The 19,173-nt window shown below is 71.3% G+C and carries 18 protein-coding genes; 7 read left to right on the plus strand and 11 right to left on the minus strand.

All coding sequences use genetic code 11. The features are described from left to right. Positions 1-8 precede the first annotated feature (8 nt). From dhaM to dhaK, 3 genes are read right to left on the minus strand one after another with little or no spacing between them, the layout of a single operon-like run. Positions 9-383 (minus strand): dihydroxyacetone kinase phosphoryl donor subunit DhaM, encoded by a 375-nt coding sequence (gene dhaM, locus EJK15_RS20780; protein ID WP_138712127.1) that lies wholly within the window; start codon positions 381-383, stop codon positions 9-11. Positions 384-435: 52 nt separating this feature from the next. After that, on the minus strand, positions 436-1,062 hold the full coding sequence (gene dhaL / locus EJK15_RS20785) for a dihydroxyacetone kinase subunit DhaL (protein WP_338089878.1): 627 nt from the start codon (positions 1,060-1,062) through the stop codon (positions 436-438). Further along, the gene (gene dhaK, locus EJK15_RS20790) at positions 1,062-2,042 is read right to left on the minus strand and encodes a dihydroxyacetone kinase subunit DhaK (RefSeq protein ID WP_138712128.1); all 981 of its coding nucleotides are present in this window, start codon (positions 2,040-2,042) and stop codon (positions 1,062-1,064) included. Before dhaK ends, dhaL begins: the two co-directional genes overlap by 1 nt. Positions 2,043-2,087: 45 nt before the next feature. On the opposite strand from dhaK, the gene EJK15_RS20795 reads away from it, so the two are divergent. After that, on the plus strand, positions 2,088-3,263 hold the full coding sequence (locus EJK15_RS20795) for a cytochrome P450 (RefSeq protein ID WP_138712129.1): 1,176 nt from the start codon (positions 2,088-2,090) through the stop codon (positions 3,261-3,263). Positions 3,264-3,287: 24 nt separating this feature from the next. Further along, on the plus strand, positions 3,288-4,034 hold the full coding sequence (locus tag EJK15_RS20800; RefSeq protein ID WP_138712130.1) for a lysophospholipid acyltransferase family protein: 747 nt from the start codon (positions 3,288-3,290) through the stop codon (positions 4,032-4,034). 72 nt (positions 4,035-4,106) lie between these two features. Here EJK15_RS20800 and EJK15_RS20805 read toward each other — a convergent pair whose 3' ends face one another. The 8 genes from EJK15_RS20805 to EJK15_RS20840 form a co-directional block, all read right to left on the minus strand. Then, entirely contained in the window at positions 4,107-4,913 is an 807-nt protein-coding gene (locus EJK15_RS20805) for a serine/threonine-protein kinase (protein ID WP_138712131.1), read from the minus strand. Between the two features lie 176 nt (positions 4,914-5,089). Then, on the minus strand, positions 5,090-5,737 hold the full coding sequence (locus tag EJK15_RS20810; protein ID WP_240777094.1) for an MFS transporter: 648 nt from the start codon (positions 5,735-5,737) through the stop codon (positions 5,090-5,092). Positions 5,738-6,182: 445 nt separating this feature from the next. Continuing rightward, on the minus strand, positions 6,183-6,806 hold the full coding sequence (locus tag EJK15_RS20815; protein WP_138712132.1) for a DJ-1/PfpI family protein: 624 nt from the start codon (positions 6,804-6,806) through the stop codon (positions 6,183-6,185). 1 nt (position 6,807) lies between these two features. Further along, a complete protein-coding gene (locus EJK15_RS20820) occupies positions 6,808-7,767 on the minus strand; it encodes a GlxA family transcriptional regulator (protein WP_138712133.1) in 960 nt (319 codons plus the stop codon). Between the two features lie 94 nt (positions 7,768-7,861). Then, positions 7,862-8,668 (minus strand): DeoR/GlpR family DNA-binding transcription regulator, encoded by an 807-nt coding sequence (locus EJK15_RS20825; protein ID WP_138712134.1) that lies wholly within the window; start codon positions 8,666-8,668, stop codon positions 7,862-7,864. 27 nt (positions 8,669-8,695) lie between these two features. Continuing rightward, positions 8,696-9,475: a triose-phosphate isomerase gene (locus EJK15_RS20830; protein ID WP_240777095.1), complete on the minus strand. Its 780-nt coding sequence runs from the start codon at positions 9,473-9,475 to the stop codon at positions 8,696-8,698. Beyond that, positions 9,472-10,983 carry an FGGY-family carbohydrate kinase gene (locus EJK15_RS20835; RefSeq protein WP_138712136.1) on the minus strand — a complete coding sequence of 504 codons (1,512 nt, stop codon included), beginning with the start codon at positions 10,981-10,983 and terminating at the stop codon, positions 9,472-9,474. Before EJK15_RS20835 ends, EJK15_RS20830 begins: the two co-directional genes overlap by 4 nt. After that, positions 10,984-12,615, minus strand: a complete 1,632-nt coding sequence (locus EJK15_RS20840) for a glycerol-3-phosphate dehydrogenase/oxidase (RefSeq protein WP_138712137.1) — start codon at positions 12,613-12,615, stop codon at positions 10,984-10,986. It lies immediately after the preceding gene. 271 nt (positions 12,616-12,886) lie between these two features. Between EJK15_RS20840 and EJK15_RS20845 the strand changes: the two genes are divergently transcribed. The 5 genes from EJK15_RS20845 to EJK15_RS20865 all read left to right on the plus strand — a co-directional run bounded on the left by EJK15_RS20845 (position 12,887) and on the right by EJK15_RS20865 (position 19,151). Then, the gene (locus EJK15_RS20845; protein WP_138712138.1) at positions 12,887-13,543 is read left to right on the plus strand and encodes a DUF2291 family protein; all 657 of its coding nucleotides are present in this window, start codon (positions 12,887-12,889) and stop codon (positions 13,541-13,543) included. Continuing rightward, entirely contained in the window at positions 13,543-15,126 is a 1,584-nt protein-coding gene (locus EJK15_RS20850; RefSeq protein ID WP_138712139.1) for a sugar ABC transporter ATP-binding protein, read from the plus strand. The genes EJK15_RS20845 and EJK15_RS20850 overlap by 1 nt, the downstream gene beginning before the upstream one ends. Then, entirely contained in the window at positions 15,119-16,225 is a 1,107-nt protein-coding gene (locus EJK15_RS20855) for an ABC transporter permease (protein ID WP_240777096.1), read from the plus strand. The genes EJK15_RS20850 and EJK15_RS20855 overlap by 8 nt, the downstream gene beginning before the upstream one ends. A 64-nt stretch (positions 16,226-16,289) precedes the next feature. After that, positions 16,290-17,297, plus strand: a complete 1,008-nt coding sequence (locus tag EJK15_RS20860; protein ID WP_138712140.1) for a D-ribose ABC transporter substrate-binding protein — start codon at positions 16,290-16,292, stop codon at positions 17,295-17,297. A gap of 135 nt (positions 17,298-17,432) precedes the next feature. Continuing rightward, on the plus strand, positions 17,433-19,151 hold the full coding sequence (locus EJK15_RS20865; RefSeq protein WP_138712141.1) for a glycerol-3-phosphate dehydrogenase/oxidase: 1,719 nt from the start codon (positions 17,433-17,435) through the stop codon (positions 19,149-19,151). Positions 19,152-19,173 lie beyond the last annotated feature (22 nt).

The following is a 19,173-nucleotide window of genomic DNA, read 5'->3' on the forward strand; positions in this document are numbered from 1 at the left end:
CCGGCCCGTCAGAGCTTGCGGAAGACACGGGACTCCTCGGCGCCGGCCAGTACGTCGGCCAGCGCCGCGCCCGCGCCCGCCGCCACCGCCGCCGCGATCGCGCCCTCCACGAACGGCACGTCCGCCACCACGACCCGCCCGGGCTCCTCCACCAGGCGAGCCGTCAGCACCGAGCTGCCCAGATCAGGGATGATCACCACGCCGTCCCCTTGATCGGCCTCACGCACCGCCGCCTCGATCAGATCCAGACTGGTGCCCAGCCCGCCGTCATCCGTCCCACCGGCCGCCGCCACGGGCGTGCTGTCACCCGCGATGCTCCGGACCAGCGCCACCGCCTCCGCCGCCAGCCCCGCACTGTGCGATACCAGTACCAGCCCCACCATCACACGGCCTCCGCCACCGCGCCCGTCCGGGGAACCCACGCGGGACGGGCCATCACGCCGCCACGGTGGCCAGCGCGGCCATGAACAGCGCCGCCGAGGCCGCGCCGGGGTCCTCATGCCCGATGCTGCGCTCACCCAGGTAGCTGGCCCGGCCCTTGCGGGCCTGCATCGGGATCGTGGCCTTCGCGCCCTCGGCCGCCGCGCGCGCCGCCTGCTCGAACGCCTCCTGTACCCCTGCCCCATCCCGTACGGCCAGCGCCAGCGCGCGGGACGCGGGAGCCAGCGCGTCCACCATGGTCTTGTCGCCCAGAGCCGCCTTGCCCAGCCGTTCGAGCGCCACGACCCCCGCCTCGAACGCCACCGAGAACCTCGCCAGCGTCACCGGCGCCTCCAGGGCCTTGCCCATCTGGCGAAACACCGACCCGTACAGCGGCCCGGAGGCCCCGCCCACGCGCCGGATCAGCGTCGCCCCGGCCGAGGTCAGCACCTGCACCGGCGACTCCGGCGGCCGCTCGGCCAGCGCCTTGGCGACCTCGGTGAGCCCGCGGTCGAGGTTCGTGCCGTGGTCGGCGTCGCCGATCGCGGCGTCCAGCTCCGTCAGCCGGTCGCGGTCGCGCCGCACCAGCCGGGCCGCCTCCTCGAGCCACGCCACGAAGAAGCGCGTGTCCATGGTGTCCATCAGCGCCCCCAGCGCAGCCCCGGCGTCTCGACCGGCGCGTCCCACAGGCGGGTCAGCGCGTCGTCGAGCAGGCAGACCGTCACGGAGAAGCCCTGCATGTCCAGGCTCGTCACGTAGTTGCCGACCAGCGACCGCGACACGCGCGCCCCCTTCCCCTTGACGAACGCCGCAACCTCCGCGAACACCACGTACAGCTCCATGAGCGGCGTCGCGCCCATGCCGTTCACCATGACCAGCAGCTCGCCGTGGAGCGGCATGTCTCCGTGGATCGCCTCCACGGCCACCCCGGCCAGCTCGCGCGCCGGCACCATCGGCGCCCGCGTGCGCCCGGGCTCGCCGTGGATGCCGATCCCCAGCTCCACCTCCGTCTCCGGCAGGTCGAAGGTCGGCTTGCCCGCGTGCGGCGTCGTACACGAGGTCAGCGCGATCCCGAACGACCTGCTGCGCTCGTCCACCTCGCCCGCCACCCTGGCCACCTCGCCCAGCGGCGCGCCCTCCTCGGCCAGGGCCCCCGCGATCTTCTCCACGAACAGCGTGGCCCCGGTGCCGCGGCGGCCGGCCGTGTAGAGGGAGTCCTGCACGGCGACGTCGTCGTCGACCAGCACGCTCGCCACCTCGACGTCCTCGACCAGTTCGGCGGCCATCTCGAAGTTCAGCACGTCGCCGGTGTAGTTCTTGACGATGTGCAGCACGCCCGCGCCGCCGTCCACCGCCCTGGTCGCGTCGATGATCTGGTCGGGCACCGGCGAGGTGAAGATCTCGCCCGGGCAGGCCGCGTCGAGCATGCCGTACCCGACGAAACCGGCATGCAGCGGCTCGTGCCCGGAGCCGCCGCCCGAGACCAGGCCGACCTTCCCCGGGCGCGGACCCTCGGCCCGGTAGACCACCTGATCGCGGACCCGCAGCGAGGGGTGGGCCGCGGCCATGCCGTTCAGCGCGTCCTCAACGACGGTTTCTGCCGTGTTGATGAGCTTCTTCATGCTCAAAACATGTGCCCGTTTTCACGAACGCGCAAGCGTCGTAGCGTGGACGGGGTGGATGTCTTCTACACCCCTTACGATCCGTCGATCAACGACGACCCTTACCCGGTCTACGCGCGGTTACGCCGTGACGCGCCCATCTACCACAACCCCGGCCTCGACTTCTGGGCGCTGTCCCGGCACGCCGACGTCTCCGCCGCGTTCACCGACAGCGCCCGCTACTCCAGCGACCACGGCCCCATGCTCGACGCCGGCGCGTGGGGGCCGCAGGCGCGGACGTACCTGTCGTTCGTGGCCATGGACCCGCCCGAGCACACCCGCATGCGGGCGATCGTCTCACGGGCCTTCACCCCGCGCCGGGTGGCCGCGCTCGAACCCCTGATCAGGAAGATCGCGCGGGACTACATCGAGCAGGGCCTCGAGCGCGGTACGTTCGACTTCGCCCGCGACCTGGCGGCCAAGCTGCCGCTCGACGTGATCTCCGAGCTGATGGGCGTGCCGCCGTCCGACCGGGCCGACGTACGCCGCAAATCCGACACCCTGGTCAGGTACGACCCGCAGGGCCAGATGGCGGACGCGGGGCTCAAGAGCATCCTGTCGCTCGGCGACTACTACACCTCGATCATCGCCGACCGCCAGGTCACGCTCCGCGACGACCTCGTCTCCGCGCTCGTCGGCGAGGGCGGGCTGACCGTCGAGGAGATCGTGGCGTTCATCTTCCTGCTGATCGGCGCGGGCTCCGAGACCACCACCCACCTGCTCAGCGCCGCCTGGTACTGGGCGTGGCGCAATTCGGACCAGCGCGCCGCCGCCTTCGGCGGGGCGATCACGCCGTGGGTCGAGGAGTCGCTCCGGTACGACACCCCCGCGCACGGCATCGCCCGCCGCCTCACGGAGCCCACCGAACTGCACGGCACCCTCGTCCCCAAGGACGCCAAGATCTGGCTCCTCATCGGCGCCGCCAACCGGGACGAGTCGGTCTTCCCCGACGCCGACGTCTACGACCTGACCCGCGACACCTCCCGGGCCATCAGCTTCGGCGTCGGCCGCCACTACTGCCTCGGTGGCCCGCTGGCCAGACTGGAGGCCAGGGTGACGCTGGAGGAGTTGACCAAGGCCGTCTCGCCCGGCTACGAGATCGACGTGGCGGGCATCAGGCGCACCGCGCACGGCAACGTACGGGGCATGGTCGGGCTCCCGACCACCGTGACACCCGCCTGAGCGGCCTTACGGTACGTTCTGGTCATGGCTGAGATTGTGTACCCGCCGGTGCTCGTCGCCGCGCGGACGTTGTTTCGCGCGCTCGACATCCGATTCCACACGGAGGGGACCGAGCACGTGCCGCGGTCCGGGGGAGCGGTGCTGGTGAGCAACCACATCAGCTACCTCGACTTCATCTTCGCCGGATTCGCCGCGCTGCCGTCGAAGCGGCTGGTGCGCTTCATGGCCAAGGAGGACGTGTTCAAGCACCGGATCTCGGGGCCGCTGATGCGCGGGATGCACCACATCCCGGTCGACCGGGGGGCGGGCGCCGGTTCGTACGCCACGGCGCTGCGGAGGTTGAAGGCCGGCGAGGTGGTCGGCGTTTTCGCGGAGGCCACGATCAGCCGCTCGTTCACCGTCAAGGAGATCAAGAACGGCGCGATCCGGATGGCGCAGGCCACCAGCACGCCGCTCATCCCCGTGGCGTTGTGGGGCAGCCAGCGGCTCTGGACCAAGGGCCGGCCGCGGAACCTGCTGCAGCGGCACGTGCCGCTCACCATTCTGGTAGGCGAGCCGATGTACCCCAAGCGGGGCGAGGACATCAACCAGCACACCGCTGACCTGCACGCGCGCATGTCGGAGCTGCTGGACCGGGCGCAGCGCACCTACCCGGAGGTGCCGCCGGGGGTGTGGTGGCAGCCCGCCCACCTGGGCGGCACCGCGCCGACCCCGGAGGAGGCGGCCGCCATGGACGCCGCCGAGGCGGAGGCGAGAGCGAACAAGTCGTAGGCCGCGACGCCACGCGTGACGCGTTGCACGCGTGGTGTCGTCGCGTGCGCGCCGCCCGCGGCCGTCGGACGGCTAGATGGCGGCCTGGTAGGAGCTGGCGCGCATGCCTGCCAGCAGCCCCGCCGTCTGCTCCGGTGTGAAGCGGCGTACCGGATCGTGGTGCAGCAGCCCTTCGATCAGCGGCCGCATCACCCCGGCCCGCCGGGGCGGCGGGTAAGGGCCGCTTCTGGCCATGCCGAGCACCGTGGCGGCGTCCTGGCCCGGGTACGGAGGCTGGCCCTCGACGGCGCTGTAGAGCGTGGCGCCGAAGGACCACATGTCGGCCTCCTTGCTGGCCGGCCCGCCGTGGAGCCGCTCGGGCGCCATGAAGGCGGGCGTGCCCCGCAGCCGCCGCGACGTCGTCATCCGGATGTCGCCCTCGGCCGTCGCTATGCCGAAGTCGGTCAGCACCACCCGGTCACCGGTCAGCATGACGTTGGCGGGCTTCACATCGCGGTGCAGCACGCCGGCCTGGTGGGCCGTGCGCAGCGCGGCGAGCAGGTGCTGCCCGATCGCGGCCACCGACTGCGCCGGCAGCGTGCCGACCTGGGAGAGCAACTGGTGCAATGAGAGCCCGTCGAGGTATTCCATCACGATCCAGAGCTTGCCGCCCTCTTCGATCAGGTCGTGGACCGTGACGATGTTGGGGTGCGTCAGGCCGGCAGCCATCCTGGCCTCACGCAGCACCCGGCGGCGCACCATCTCGACCTCACCGGCCAAGGTCAGCTCCTTGAGCGCCACCGTACGGTGGAGGAGCTGATCGAACGCACGCCAGACGACTCCCATACCCCCACGACCGGCCTCCTCGTTCAGGAGGTACCGTCCGCCGATCTCCCGCATACCATCCCCTCAAGCTCGGGGGATAATCATGTCACTTCAGCGCATGCTGGTGGGTGACTAACGTCGTCTGGATATGTCGGAAAGTGTAGGTTCGCTGGTCAGCGGCCCAGAAATTCGCTCCGACAACGCGCGTCACACCAGCCCGACGGCCACCAAACATACGCCTGTGGCGCCCATCAGGACGGCTCCGAGGCCTGCGAGCTCCGCCACCACGCCCCCGAGTGCCGCCCCAGGGGCATCCCGCCCATGCCGACGAGCCGGTACGCCGAGTTGACCCGCCCCAGCAGCTCCGCCGGGATCAGCCGCTGCCGCGTCGAGATGACCAGCACGTTTCCCGCGGCGCCCACCAGGCCCCACAGCACGGCGGTCGGGTAGAGCGTCCACGGGGACGGCGCGACCACCGGCACCAGGAGCAGCAGGCTGCTGGTCAGCCACGCGCCGACGAGTGTGCGGACCTCGCCGAAGATCCCCGCGGCCCGCCCGGACAACAGCGACCCGGCCACGGCGCCGGCCGCGAACGCCGTCATCATCAGGCCGTATCCGCTCGGCTCCAGCCCGATCATCGACCCGTCGCCCACGGCCCACAGCACGAAGACGGCGAAGTAGGCGGCGTTGGCGAGGTTGAGCATCCCCGCTGTGATCGCCAGGCTTCGCAGCACCCGGTGGGACCACAGGTAGCGCAGGGCCTCGCCGATGTCCCGCCGCAGCGGGCGGCGGTCCGAGCGGGGGCCGGTCACCCGGTACGTGCCGCGCATGCCCAGCAGGAGCAGCCCGGCTGCGGCGTACAGCAGGGCCGGGGCGCCGAAGACGGCGGCGGGGAGCACTCCGACCAGGAGCCCGGCCAGCGCGGCGGCCGGCCCGGTCGGCGATCGCGCCCGCGTGCAGTGCCAGCAGCAGCCAGGGTGCCGTCGCGGCGGCCCCCACCAGGGAGACCAGGGTGGGGGAGCGGGTCATCGACACGGCCGGCAGCGGCGCGCCGATCTTGAGCACGCCGTCCGCGAGGTTCGACAGCGCGGTGGACGACCCGCGAGGCGGCGTCACGGGCGCCGGAGGAGTGGGTGCGGGCCAGCGGGTTCGGACGGCGGTCGCTGCGGCTCACGGCGACGAAGACGGCCGAGATGAGGGATGAGGTGCTGGAGGTGCTGGAGAGATATCGGACGCTGTCCGACCAGAGGGAAGGCGAGACCACGTCACCGGCTCCACCGGGCACGTGGTCGTCCACTTCGACGTCCTGCCGCTGGGGGCCGCCGGCGAGCAGGAGTGATCCGGTCAGGTGATGAGAGAGAGCGCCCGCTCCGCCACCCCCTCCGGAGCGGTCTTCGGCGAGCCGCAGTCGAACGGCGGCCGCGGGTCGTACTCGATCGCCAGCTGCACCGCCTGCGCCGTCTCCACATCGCTGGCCTGGGCCAGCAGCGTCAGCGCCATGTCGATGCCCGCCGACACCCCGGCCGCGGTCACGATCTTGCCTTCGACGACCACGCGCTCGCTCACCGGCTCGGCCCCGAACTGCGCGAGCATCTCCAGGATGGCCCAGTGGGTGGTCGCCTTCACGCCGTCCAGCAGCCCGGCCGCCCCGAGCAGGAGGGAGCCGCTGCACACCGAGGTCGTCCACCGGGTGTGCGCATGGGCCCGGCGGATCCAGCCGATCAGGACCTCGTCGGACAGGGCTTCCAGGGTGCCGGGCCCGCCGGGTACGACGATGACGTCGGGATCGGGCAGGTCGGCGTACGAGGCCGTGGCGGTCAGGGCGAGCGTGCCCTGGTCGTCGGTCACCGGCCCCGGCTCGGCCGCGACGAACGTGACCGTGCAGTCAGGCGCGAAGGCCATCACTGTGTACGGCCCGACCGCGTCCAGCGCGGTGAAACGAGGGTAGAGCGGGATGGCCACGCGCATGTCACTTCTCCTTCGATCGGAACCCGCGGCGATGATCGCCGGGTGAGATCCGCCAGTGGCGGCGGAAGACGCGGTAGAGCGTCTCTGCCGTGCCGAGCCCCGACTCCCTGGCCACCGTGTCCAGCGGATGATCGGTGACCTCCAGGAGCCGCCTGGCGGCGTCGGCCCGGCTGCGTTCGACGTACCGGCCGGGTGACAGGCCGGTCTGCTGGGTGAAGACGCGGGAGAAGTGGCGCTCGCTCATGCCCGCGCGCAGCGCGAGCCCGGGCACGCTCAGGTCGGCGGCCGGGTTCGCGTCGATGTACGCCTGCAGCTCCCTCAGCGGCTCGCTGCGCGGCGTCATCGCCCGCATCGGGGTGCTGAACTGGCTCTGCCCGCCCGGCCGGTGCAGGTACACCACGAGCCCGCGGGCGACGTCGCGGGCCAGCGCGTGGCCGTGGTCCCTGGCCACCAGCGCCAGCGCGAGGTCCACGCCGGACAGGACGCCCGCCGAGGTCCAGACGTTGCCGTCCTCGATGTAGAGGGGGTCGGCGTCCACCTCGACGCACGCGTACCGGGACTGGAGCTCGCCGGCGGCCAGCCAGTGCGTGGTGGCCCGCCGGTGGTCCAGCAGCCCGGCCTCGGCCAGCAGGAACGCGCCGTTGCACACCGAGGCGACCCGCCCGGCGGCCCGCGCCAGCGCGGCGATGCCGCCGATCAGCTCCCCGTCCCCCAGGTGCTCGGGCACCGACGGCCCGCCCGCCACCATCAGCGTGTCGATCGGCCCCGTGACCTCGCCGAGCGCGCCCGCCGTCACCTCGACCCCGTTCCCGGCGGGTACGGCTCCCGCGCGCACGGCGACGACTTCGACCCGGTAGCCGCCGGGCGCGAGCAGGCCCGCCGTGGCGAACACGTCGGCGGGCCCGGCCAGGTCGAGCAGTTGGAAACCGGGGAAGACGACGATCAGGATCCGTCGCTGCATGTCTTCATGCTGGTCGCGGAGCGGTCATGGCGTCAACGACACGACCATTGCACATTACGCCACGACAGGCGGGACGGCCTGGCCGCCGCGGGTGTCAGCGCCCGCGCACCGCGGGCGCCACGGTGACGCCGACGCCCTTGCGCCGCAGCCGCTCCACGTGCTCCGCCGGCGTCCGCCAGTCCACGATGACGTGGTCGAATTCGGTCAGCGGCGCGAGGGCGTGCAGGGCCCGGCGTTCGAACTTGGTGTGGTCCACGATCAGCAGGCGGGTGGCCGCCGCGTCGAACATGGCGCGTTTGGTGTCGACCGTTTCCTCGGTCTGGTGGAAGCAGATGTCGTCGGTGATGGCGGAGGTGGACATGACGACGATGTCGGCGCGCACCTCGCGGATCGCCGCGACGGTCATGTGCCCCATGAACGAGTTCGCCCAGGGGTGGAACCGGCCGCCGAGCGCGATGAGAGTGATGTCCGGCTCGCCGGTCAGATCATCGATGACGGGCAGGAAGTTCGTGATCACCGTCAGGGGCGCCTTGTCACCGAGCATCGGCACGAGGTTCAAGGTGGTGGTGGAGTCGTCGAGGATGACGGCGTGGCCCGGCTCGATCCACGCGCAGGCGGCTCGGGCGAGCGCCGCCTTCTCGCCCTGCTGCCGGCCGCGGCGGAACAGGTCGCTGGCCTCGACGAGGCTGGACGGCAGGGCGGTGACCACGCCCCGGCTCTTGCGGACGATCCCCCGGGCGACGAGCGCGTCGAGGTCGCGGTGGGCGGTCATCAGGCTGATGCGATATTTCTCCACGAGAGCCTCGATGCGGACCGAGCCATCGGCCAGCACGTCCTCGGCGATCGCGCGCTGGCGCGCGCGCTGCCGTTCAAGGCGGCCCTCCGCGGGCGACTCCTTCATCGCACCTCCCAGCGTCTCAGCCTCCGACTATCCCGCATTCCGCCATCCCGCGTGACGGGCACGGGCCGCGATGCGCACCAGTTCGACGAATCCGGCGACGTCCCACGCGGCCCGGCCGACGAACAGGCCGTCGGTCCCGGGCACGCCGAGCAGCGCCGCCGCGTTGAGCCGGTTGACGCTTCCCCCGTAGAGAACGGCCGCGACCCCGTCGTGCGCGTCCGGTCCGAAGCGGGCGGCCAGCATCCCCATCACGGGGGCGATCTCATGCGGCAGCGGTTCACGGCCGCGGTCGCCGATCGCCCAGACGGGCTCGTAGGCGACGACGACCTTGTGCAGGTCGTGCGGGGGGAGCCTGGAGAGTCCCCGGCTCGCCTGCCCGGCGACCCAGCCGATCTCCCCTCCGGCGGCGCGTACCCCGGCCGGTTCGCCGACGCACAGCAGCGGCGTGAGGCCCGTCGCGACGGCGGCCGCGACCTTGAGCGCGACGGTGTCGTCGGTCTCGCCGAAGTGCTGCCTGCGTTCGGAGTGGCCGATCTCGACGAGCGTCGCGCCCGCATCGGCGATCATCCCCATCGACACCTCGCCGGTGTAGGCCCCGGCGGGCTCCCAGTGCGCGTTCTGGGCCCCGATGAGGACGGGGAGGTCGGACGGCAGGCGCTCGCGTACGGCGGCGATCGCGGTGTGCGCCGGGATGACGAAGGCCCGGACGCCGTCCAGCGCGCTCCGGGCGGCGACGAGCCCGTCGGCGAACGCCCGCGCCTCGGCCAGCGTCTTGTTCATCTTCCAGCTGGTGCCGATCCACGTCACGGGTGCTCCCCGAGCTCGGCCCATACGGCCGTCATCCTCTCCACGACGCGCTGGTAGCGCCGGTAGTTCTCCTCCTGCCGCGCCACGCCGCCGGGCGTGGGCTCGCAGACCACGGGGGCCGTGCCGACCGCCGCGGCGGCCTCCGGCAGGTCGGCGTAGACGCCCGCCGCGATGCCGGCGAGCATGGCGGAGCCGAGCGCCCCCGCCTCCCGCACGGTGCTCACTCCCACCGGCGCGGCCAGGGTGTCGGCGAACATCCGCACCCAGCGGACGCTGTTGGCGGCTCCGCCGGTGAGCCGGATGTCGGTGACGTCGAACCCGTCCCGCAGCGCGTCGACGTGGTGGCGGTGGTTGAAGACCACCCCTTCCATCACCGCGCGGAGCAGATGGCCGCGCTCGTGCCAGCCGCGCAGCCCGACGAAGGCCGCGCTCGCGTCCACCGGGTAGGGGGAGCCGTAGAGGAAGGGCAGGTAGACCAGGTCGGAGGGGCTCGACTCGACCGCCCCGAGATCCTCCTCCACGAAGCCGAACGGCCGGCCGGCGGCGCTGCCCGCCCGCATGTCGGTGGCGGCCAGCCGGGTGGCGAACCACTCGAGATTGGCCGCGCTCGACGGGGAGAGCGCCATGTTCATCCACTGGCCGGGAACGACGAACGCGCGGGCGTTCCACCGCTCGTCCACCCGGGCCGCGTCGGAGATGACCTCGTTGATGCTGAAGGTGCCCGCGATGATCGCGAGTTGGCCGGGGAGCACCGTGCCCATGCCGATGGCCCCGCAGTCGACGTCGTGCGCGCCCGACGCGACCGGGGTGCCCGGGGCGAGGCCGCATCGCTCCGCCGCCGCGCCGGTGACCTCGCCGGCGACCTCATCGGACCGGATCACCTCGGGCAGCAGGCGGTACAGCCGCTCGACGCCGAAGACACGCAGCGTCTCGCGGTCGTACTCCTGCGAGTGCACATTGGTGAACGACAGGCTCGACTCCGTCGGGTCGGTGGAGAAGACGCCGGTCAGCCGCTGCTTGATGACGTCCTTGCCCGGCAGCGCGTAGGCCGTCCGGTCCATGACGTCCGGTTCGTTGCGCAGCAGCCAGGCCAGCACCGAGACCGGCGAGCCCGGCCAGGGCTTCTGCCCGCTGAGCGGGAGGACGGCGGCGCTGCGCCCGGTGCGCTGCCAGTCCGCGACCAGGTCCGCGGCGCGGGTGTCGAGTGAGAGGATCCCCGGCCGGGTCGGCCTGCCCCGCTCGTCGACGAGGTAGATGCCGTCACCGTGGGAGGTGACCGCGACGCCCGCGACCTCCGCCGGCCGGATGCCGGTCGTGGCGACGACCTCCCGGATGACCGAGCAGGTCACCTCCCACAGCTCGTCCTGGTCGCGCTCGACGTGGTGGGGCAGCGGGTAGCTGTGCGGCACCCGCCGCGCGGCCTGGCCGAGCTCACGGCCGGTCGCGTCGAAGAGCACGGCCTTGGTGACCGTGGATCCGGCGTCGACGCCGAGGAGGTAGCGTCCCATCTAAACCGCCGGCCTCGGTTCGAGTTCGCCGAACCGCCGGAGATAGGCCAGGTAGGCGGCCTTCTGCCGGGCGGTCTCCGCGTCGTCCCAGTCGAGCTCGGCGGCGCAGACGGCGGCGACCGCGTCCATGGCTCCCTGGCCGAGGTCGGGCTCCAGGCCGATCATGGTGCGACGGGCGAGCACGTCGGCGAGGCCGGCGGCCTCCTCTTCCCTGATCGCGAAGACGACCTCGCCGGCCCGGAGCGAGGGGGCGAGGGTCCGGGAGAGTGCCTCGGACGAGGCGATCAGGGCGGCGACCTGGCGGGCTCGGGCGCCGTAGACGCGCGCCAGCCGGCGCGCCTCGGCGGCCGGGAGCCCGCTCTCCCGCTCGAACGCGCGCCTGAACTCCCCGGGCCCCTCGGGTGGGCTGCCGGGCAGGCCGAGCCCGCGCGTCCGCGACGACGTCTTCCTGCCCAGCCGCTCGCCCACCTGGTCGACGGCGTGCTCGGCGAGCGTGCGGAACGTGGTCAGCTTGCCGCCGACGACCGAGAGCAGCCCGTCGAGCCGGGGGCGGTGGTCGTGCAGGATGTGCCTGCGCGTGATGTCTCCGGGGTCGCCGCTCGGCGAGAACGGAAGGGGTCTGACCCCGGTGTAGGTGTACAGGATGCTGTCCTCGCTCAGGTTCGCGGCGGGGAACAGGCGGTTGGTCTCGGCGAGGATGTAGTCGATCTCCTCCTGGCCGGCCGCGGCCGCGCCGGGGTCGCCCTCGAACCGCTCGTCCGTGCTGCCGATGAGGTATCTGCCGAGCCAGGGGATCACCATGAGGGGGCGGCCGTCGCTGAGCGCCTCGTAGTACATCGCGCAGTGGGGCGAGCCCGGGAACGGCTCCACGACGAGGTGCGTGCCCTTGGTGCCGCCGATCAGCCGCTCGTCCGCCAGCGGCGAACCGGTGAGCACGGAGTCGGCCCACGGCCCCGCCACGTTGACGGTGAAACGCGCCGCGACCTCGTGGACCGTTCCGGTGAGCATGTCGCGGACCGACGCCCCGACGACGCGGCCCCGCTCGACCCGCAGCCGGGTGGACTCGGCGTGGTTGAGCGTGGTGGCCCCGGCCGCGCGGGCGGCGAGCATGATCTCGACGGAGAGCCGCTCGGCGTACTCCACCTGCGCGTCGTAGTAGACCGCCGAGCCCTGGAGCCCGTCCGGGGACAGGCCGGGCAGCAGGGCGGCGGTCTTCCGCCGCCCGTAGGTGCGGTGGACCGGCAGAGACTTGTCGAACGAGAGCACGTCGTAGAGCACCATCCCCGCGCGCAACGCGAACCGGTGGTGCGAGTTGTTCCGGTAGAACGGGAGCGCGAACCGGAGCGGCGCGACCAGGTGCGGCGCGCGGCGCAGCAGCCACTCCCGGTCCCGCAGCGACTCGCGGACGAGTCCCACCTCGAGCTTGTCCAGATACTTGAGCCCGCCGTGGATCATGCGAGACGACCACGACGACGTGCCGCTGCCCCAGTCTCCCTTGTCGATCACGAGCACCGACAGGCCGCGGTCGGCCGCGTCCCACGCTATGCCGAGCCCGTTGACGCCGCCGCCGATGACGAGCAGGTCGAAATCGAGCTGAAGACGCTGGAGGGAGCGGTTCCGGTAGCTGCTCATCGCGTTCCTGAGTGATCATCTCATGTTTAGATGAGATCTACGGTGTTATTTCTAACGTGAACTACGGCAACGCTATCGTGACCTGCGTGATTAATCTAGACAGTAGTGGGATGGGTCACAGATACTGAATACCCGTCGGCGTACCTAACAGAAGAACCTTGAAAGATAACGGAATCTTCTGTTACGTTCCCGTGAACACGTGATAAGTCCGCGCATCTCGCCGCCGGACCCCCGTTGCCAGCCGGTCGCTGGAAAGGAGCCCCCGAGTCCGATGAGCACCGCAGCCGCCGCCGACCCGCCCCGCATGCTCACGCGCCTCGTCTGGCCCGTCGTGATCGTCGCCCTCCTGGTCGCCATGGGCCTGGACACCAGGTTCCTGTCCAGAGAAGAGGTCACCGCGCTCAACCCCGCGGAGTTCAGCGCCAAGGACTTCGCCGCCGCCGAATACCCCAAGATCGTGGGGGCCATCGAGGCGAAGGCCGTGGATCTCAAGGAGGTCGCCACCGCGGTCGTCGCCGACCCCTCGGCCGCCGGCCAGAAGTACGGCAACGTCGCGGGCACCGACAAGTACGCGGTCCCGGTGCGCTTCACCGGCAAGGTCGCCGAGACCGACGCGGGCCTGCTCACCATCGACGTGGCGGGACTGCCCAAAGGCAGCGTGGTCCGCGTCGCCATCGGCCAGGCCGCCAACGGCACCGCTCTGCGCGACGCCCCCGGCACCCTCAAGTTCAAGGACTTCCAGAACCAGACCGACTACCAGCAGGTGGCCAACGAACTGAAGGCCAGGATGCTCGCGGAGGTCGCCCGCAAGGCCGGCGCCGCCGCGGTGCGCGGCGCGAACGTGTCGGTGGCCGGCGTCTACGTCACCAACACCGGCCCGGACGACAGCTACCTCGTCACGCCGGTCAAGGTCGAGGTGGCGGGCTGATGTCCCGGGAAGCCGCGAGTCCCGCCCGGTCCGGCGTCGTCCTGCGGGCGATCGACATCACCAAGCACTACGGCGCGACGCAGGCCCTCAAGGGCGTCAACTTCGAGGTCCACCGGGGCAAGGTCACCGTCCTGTTCGGCGAGAACGGGGCCGGCAAGTCGACGCTGATGAAGATCATCGCCGGCGTCGAGTCCCCGACCTCCGGACACCTCGAGCTCGATGGGAAGCCGATCGAGCTGCACTCGCCCAACCAGGCGGCCGAGCATGGGATCTCGATCATCCACCAGGAGCTCAACCTCTGCCCGAACATGAGCGTGCGCGACAACATCTTCATCGGCCGCGAGCGCACCAGGATGTTCGGCACGGTGGACTACCGCGCTGAGAGCAAGGTCGTGCAGCGGCTCATGGAGCGGCTCGAGGAGGACATCGACCCGAACACCCTCGTCGCCGACCTCCGCATCGGGCAGCAGCAGATCGTCGAGATCGCCCGCGCCCTGGCGCTGGACGCCCGCATCCTGATCATGGACGAGCCCACCTCGGCGCTCAGCGCCCCGGAGGTCGAGGTCCTCTTCAAGGTCATCAAGGACCTCACCGCCAACGGGGTCGCGATCGTGTACATCTCCCATCATCTGGAGGAGGCGATCGAGATCTCCGACCACGCGGTCGTGTTCCGCGACGGCGAGCTGGTGGCAACCGCGGAGGCGGCCGGCATCGACCTGTCCTGGGTTGTCGGCAAGATGGTCGGACGGGCCGCCGAGTACGACTTCCGCGACGCGGAGCGCGACCCCGGCGACGTCGCGCTGAGCATCCGCAACCTCAAGGTCGTCGATGCCGCGGGGGAAGGCCGCCTCGCGGTCAACGACGTCTCGCTCGACGTCAGGTACGGCGAGATCGTCTGCCTGTACGGGCTCATGGGCGCCGGCCGGACCGAGCTGGTCGAGGCGCTGGCCGGCCGCGGCTCGATCGCCTCCGGCCGGGTGGAGATCGGCGGCAGGAACCTCGCGGGCACGTCCATCGCGGAGCGGATCGCGCTCGGCATCGGTCTCGTCCCCGAGGACCGGCAGCGTGACGGGCTGGTCCAGTCGATGTCCGTCGGCCAGAACCTGTCCCTGTCGAGCCTGCTGGAGATGACGAGGTCGTTCGCCGTCTCCCGCCTGATCTCCCGCAGGCGTGAGACCGGCCGGGTCCAGGAGGGGATCTCCGAGGTCCGGGTGAAGACCACCGGCCCCGGCGCGCCGATCACGTCGCTGAGCGGCGGGAACCAGCAGAAAGTGGTGATCGGCAAGGTGCTGCTCACCAGCCCGAAGGTGCTCCTTCTCGACGAGCCGACCCGCGGCATCGACGTAGGGGCCAAGGGCGAGATCTTCTCACTGCTCTTCCGCGAGGCGCGGAAGGGGCTCGCGGTCCTCTACGTGACCAGTGAGATCGGCGAGGCCATCACGGCATCGCACCGCATCGTCGTCATGTCCAAGGGCCGCGTCGTCCGGGAGTTCGACCCGCGCACGGCCTCACGCGAAGAGATCATGGCCGCCTCCGGGGAGTCCGAGGTCGGCATCCACCCGATGGGAACCGCCAGTGAGTGAGCTGAGCCAGCCCGCCGTCAAGGCGACGGCGCCGCGCCTCCTCCGCAAGATCAACACCAGAGCCCTGATGATCGAAGGACGCGCGCTGCTCGCGCTTCTCCTCATCGTGGTCGTCTTCTCGCTGCTGTCCCCCAACTTCCTCAGCACCGACAACCTCATCGTCATGACCCGGCACGTCGCGATGAACGCCATCCTGGCGATCGGGATGCTGCTGGTGATCCTCAACGGCGGCATCGACCTGTCGGTCGGCTCGATCGTCGGCCTGTCCGGCGTCGTCGCCGGCCTGCTGATCGAAGGACTCGAGATCAACGGCCTCGACCTCTTCCTCTACCCCGCCGCCTGGGTGGTGATCGTCGTCTCCCTCGGCGTCGGCACCCTCGCCGGATGGGTGAACGGGGTGGTGGTGGCCAGACTCAACGTCGCCCCGTTCATCGCGACGCTCGGCATGCTCTACGTCGCCCGGGGCATCGCGCTGCTGATCACGAACGGCACCCCGTTCTCCAAGCTCGGCGGGGAGGCGACGCTGGGCAACACCGGCTTCCTCACCTTCCTCAAGAGCGCGCCGCTCGGGCTGCCCATGCCGGTCTGGGCGATGGTCCTCTTCGCCGCGGTGTTCGCGGTGGTGCTCAGCAAGAGCCCGTTCGGCCGATGGCTCTACGCCACCGGCGGGAACGAGCGCGCGGCCGAGCTGTCCGGCGTGCCGGTCAAGAAGGTGAAGACCCGCATCTACGTCCTCTCCGGTCTGTGCGCGGCGGCGGTCGGCCTGCTCCTGACGGCGGACCTGTCCTCGGCCACCCCGGCGGCCGGTGAGTTCTTCGAGCTCAACGCCATCGCCGCCGTGGTGATCGGCGGCGCCGCGCTCTCGGGCGGCCGCGGCACGATCCGCGGCACCCTCATCGGCGCCTTCGTCATCGGCTTCCTCGTGGACGGCCTCGTCCTCGTGGGGGTCTCCCAGTTCTGGCAGCAGATCATCAAGGGCGCCGTGATCATCATCGCCGTCGCGCTGGACCAGCTCCAGCAGACCCTCCAGAAGCGCCGGTCCGCGAAGGCCGCGCTGACACCCCCCAAGCCGTCGGAGCACGTGCCGGCCTCGGTGTGACCCGACGTACCCGGACGGCCCGCCGTTGGCCGTCTGCACTACCAGTGTTCGCGAAAGGCTCCACATGTTCCGAAAGATCGCCACTATCGCAGCGACAGGCGTGATGGCACTCGGCCTCGCCTCCTGCGGCTCGTCAGGCTCCGACTCCACCACGAGCGCCGCCCCGAGCGCGGCTCCCGCCTCGGCCGGCGGCACCCAGGGCGGGACCATCGCCGTCATCACGGTGGACCTGGCCAACTCGTACTGGCAGGCGGAGGCGAACACCGCCAAGGCCGAGATCGAGAAGGCCGGCTTCCAGGCCACGGTCAACGCCCACGGCGCCGACCCCGACAAGCAGAACCAGCTGATCGACACCGCGATCAGCAACAAGGTCAAGGCCATCATTCTCGACCCGGCGGGCGCCGACGAATCCGTTGCCGCCGTGCAGAAGGCGACCGACGCCGGCATCCCGGTGCTCCTGGTGAACGCCGAGATCGCCAAGCAGGGCGTCGCCAAGTCGCAGATCATCTCCAACAACGCCCAGGGCGCCACGATCGGCGCCGAAGCCTGGGTGAAGTCGATGGACGGCAAGGGCACGTACGTCGAGCTGTTCGGCAACCCGACCGACAACAACGCCCAGGTGCGCTCCGACGGCTACGCCGCCGTCATCTCCGCCTACCCCGACCTCAAGAAGGTCGGCCAGGAGACGGCGAACTGGGACCGCGTCCAGGGCAAGGAGAAGATGGAGGGCCTCCTGGCCGCCCACCCCGACATCGACGGCATCATCGCCGGCAACGACGAGATGGCCCTCGGCGCGATCGAGGCGCTCACCGACGCCAAGAAGATCGATAAGGTGAAGGTGCTCGGTTTCGACGGGAACGCCGACGCGGTCGAGGCGGTGCGCGCCGGGACCATGGTGGCCACGGTGCTCCAGCCGATCGTCCAGGGCACGACGAACGCCGTCGCCCAGGCCGTCGAATACCTCAAGAGCGGCAAGACCGGTGTCGCCGACGAGAAGCAGAGCATCGACTGCGTGCTCATCACCAAGGAGAACGCCGACAAGTACAAGGCGCCGTTCGTCATGGACAAGTGAGCGCCATCCCAAGCTGGGGTGGGCGCTGACCTGCCAGGTGCCGTCGCTCGCGACGGCCGGCGCCCACCCCCCGGCACCCCTGAAGAGTCCCGAGTCCAGCGTCCCTGCCATCTGCCAGAAAGGGCCCGATAGCGAATGCCGAACGGCCAGCTCAGCCCGGCGAGCCGCGTGGAAGCGCTGGAGCGGCTCGCCCGTACGGAATACGACGTCCTCGTCATCGGCGGCGGCGTCACCGGAGCCGGGGCCGCACTGGACGCGGCCACCCGCGGGCTGGCCGTCGCCCTCGTCGAAATGCGCGACTACGCGGCCGGCACGTCCAGCCGGTCGGGCAAGCTCATCCACGGAGGTCTGCGCTATCTCGAGCGGTTCGACTTCGGCCTCGTCCGCGAGTCGCTGCGCGAGCGCAGGCTGCTGCTGAAGGAGCTCGCGCCGCACCTCGTCAAGCCCATCCGCTTCCTCTATCCGCTGCGCCGGCGGCTCTGGGAGCGCGCCTACGTGGGCGCCGGCCTGCTGCTCTACGACACCCTCGGCGGCGCCGGCGCGGTTCCCCGCCACCGCCACCTGTCCCTCGGCGCGGTGCGCCGGCTCGCACCCGGCGTCGAGCAGCGCGGGCTGGTCGGCGCGATCACGTTCTACGACACCCAGGTCGACGACTCGCGCCACACCCTGGAACTCGTGCGCACCGCGGCGGCTCACGGCGCGGAGGTCGCCTCCGCGGTCAAGGTCGTCGGGCTGGAAACCTCCGGCGGCGCCGTCCGCGGCGCGCAGGTGCAGGACCTGGAGAGCGGAGAGACGTTCACCATCCGCGCCAGGCACGTGGTCAACGCCACCGGCGTCTGGACGGACGGACTGAGCAGCCTCGCGGGAGGCAGGCAGGGCTTCAGCGTGAAAGCGTCCAAAGGCGTCCACATCATGGTGCCGCGGGAGCGGATCCGGAGCGAGGTCTCGCTCTTCGTCCGCGCCGAGGACAGCGTCCTGTTCGTACGGAGCTGGGGCCGCCACTGGCTGATCGGCACCACGGACACGGCCTGGACGGCTGGGCTCGACCATCCGGCCGCGACCTCGACCGACATCGACTACCTGCTGCGCAACGTGAACGCCGCGCTGGAGACCGAGCTCACCCGGGACGACATCGACGGGGTCTTCGCCGGGCTCCGCCCGCTCATCCGCGGCCCGGCGACGACGGGGGCCGGCACGACCAGCCGGCTCAGCCGGGAGCACGCGGTGGAGACGCCCGTCCCCGGGTTCACCACGGTCGCGGGCGGCAAGTACACCACCTACCGGATCATGGCCAAAGACACGATCGACGAGGCGGTGAAGGGACTCGGCCGCGCGGCGCCCCCGTCGCGCACCCAGAGCGTCCCCCTGATCGGCGCCGTCGGCTACGCCGAGGCCAGGGCGCGCACGGCCGCGTCCGGCGTGCTCACCCCGGACCAGGCCGAGCACCTCCTCGGCCGTTACGGCTCGTTGACCGAGGACCTGATCGCCATGATCGCCGAGCGCCCGGAGCTCGGGCGGCCCATCGACGGCGCGCCGGACTACCTGCTAGCCGAGGCGGTGTACGCCGTCACGCACGAAGGCGCGCTCCACCTCGACGACGTGCTGACCCGGCGTACCCACATCGCGATCGAGACGCGCGACCGCGGCGCCGCCGCCGCGCGCGCGATCGCCCCGCTGATCGGCGCGGAGCTCGGGTGGGACGCCGAGCGCGGGCGGAAGGAGCTCGACTTCTACCTCGCCAGGATCGAGGCGGAACTGGCCGCCCAGCGCCTTCCCGACGACGCGTCCGCGGTGGCGGCCCGCGACGCCGCTAGGGACGTCCGGCTCCGAGTCGCGGACGGCGAGCGGCTGTGACGAATTCCCAGAGTGCCCCCGA

This window comes from Nonomuraea basaltis (assembly GCF_005893125.1).
Classification (GTDB): Bacteria; Actinomycetota; Actinomycetes; order Streptosporangiales; family Streptosporangiaceae; genus Nonomuraea; species Nonomuraea basaltis.

What these genes read in the sequence shown, in the direction of transcription:
- dhaM (WP_138712127.1), bottom strand. Translation starts at nt 383, where the DNA reads ATGGTGGGGCTGGTACTGGTATCGCACAGTGCGGGGCTGGCGGCGGAG.
- dhaL (WP_338089878.1), bottom strand. Translation starts at nt 1,062, where the DNA reads ATGGACACCATGGACACGCGCTTCTTCGTGGCGTGGCTCGAGGAGGCG.
- dhaK (WP_138712128.1), bottom strand. Translation starts at nt 2,042, where the DNA reads ATGAAGAAGCTCATCAACACGGCAGAAACCGTCGTTGAGGACGCGCTG.
- EJK15_RS20800 (WP_138712130.1), top strand. Translation starts at nt 3,288, where the DNA reads ATGGCTGAGATTGTGTACCCGCCGGTGCTCGTCGCCGCGCGGACGTTG.
- EJK15_RS20805 (WP_138712131.1), bottom strand. Translation starts at nt 4,913, where the DNA reads ATGCGGGAGATCGGCGGACGGTACCTCCTGAACGAGGAGGCCGGTCGT.
- EJK15_RS20815 (WP_138712132.1), bottom strand. Translation starts at nt 6,806, where the DNA reads ATGCGCGTGGCCATCCCGCTCTACCCTCGTTTCACCGCGCTGGACGCG.
- EJK15_RS20820 (WP_138712133.1), bottom strand. Translation starts at nt 7,767, where the DNA reads ATGCAGCGACGGATCCTGATCGTCGTCTTCCCCGGTTTCCAACTGCTC.
- EJK15_RS20825 (WP_138712134.1), bottom strand. Translation starts at nt 8,668, where the DNA reads ATGAAGGAGTCGCCCGCGGAGGGCCGCCTTGAACGGCAGCGCGCGCGC.
- EJK15_RS20835 (WP_138712136.1), bottom strand. Translation starts at nt 10,983, where the DNA reads ATGGGACGCTACCTCCTCGGCGTCGACGCCGGATCCACGGTCACCAAG.
- EJK15_RS20840 (WP_138712137.1), bottom strand. Translation starts at nt 12,615, where the DNA reads ATGAGCAGCTACCGGAACCGCTCCCTCCAGCGTCTTCAGCTCGATTTC.
- EJK15_RS20845 (WP_138712138.1), top strand. Translation starts at nt 12,887, where the DNA reads ATGAGCACCGCAGCCGCCGCCGACCCGCCCCGCATGCTCACGCGCCTC.
- EJK15_RS20850 (WP_138712139.1), top strand. Translation starts at nt 13,543, where the DNA reads ATGTCCCGGGAAGCCGCGAGTCCCGCCCGGTCCGGCGTCGTCCTGCGG.
- EJK15_RS20860 (WP_138712140.1), top strand. Translation starts at nt 16,290, where the DNA reads ATGTTCCGAAAGATCGCCACTATCGCAGCGACAGGCGTGATGGCACTC.
- EJK15_RS20865 (WP_138712141.1), top strand. Translation starts at nt 17,433, where the DNA reads ATGCCGAACGGCCAGCTCAGCCCGGCGAGCCGCGTGGAAGCGCTGGAG.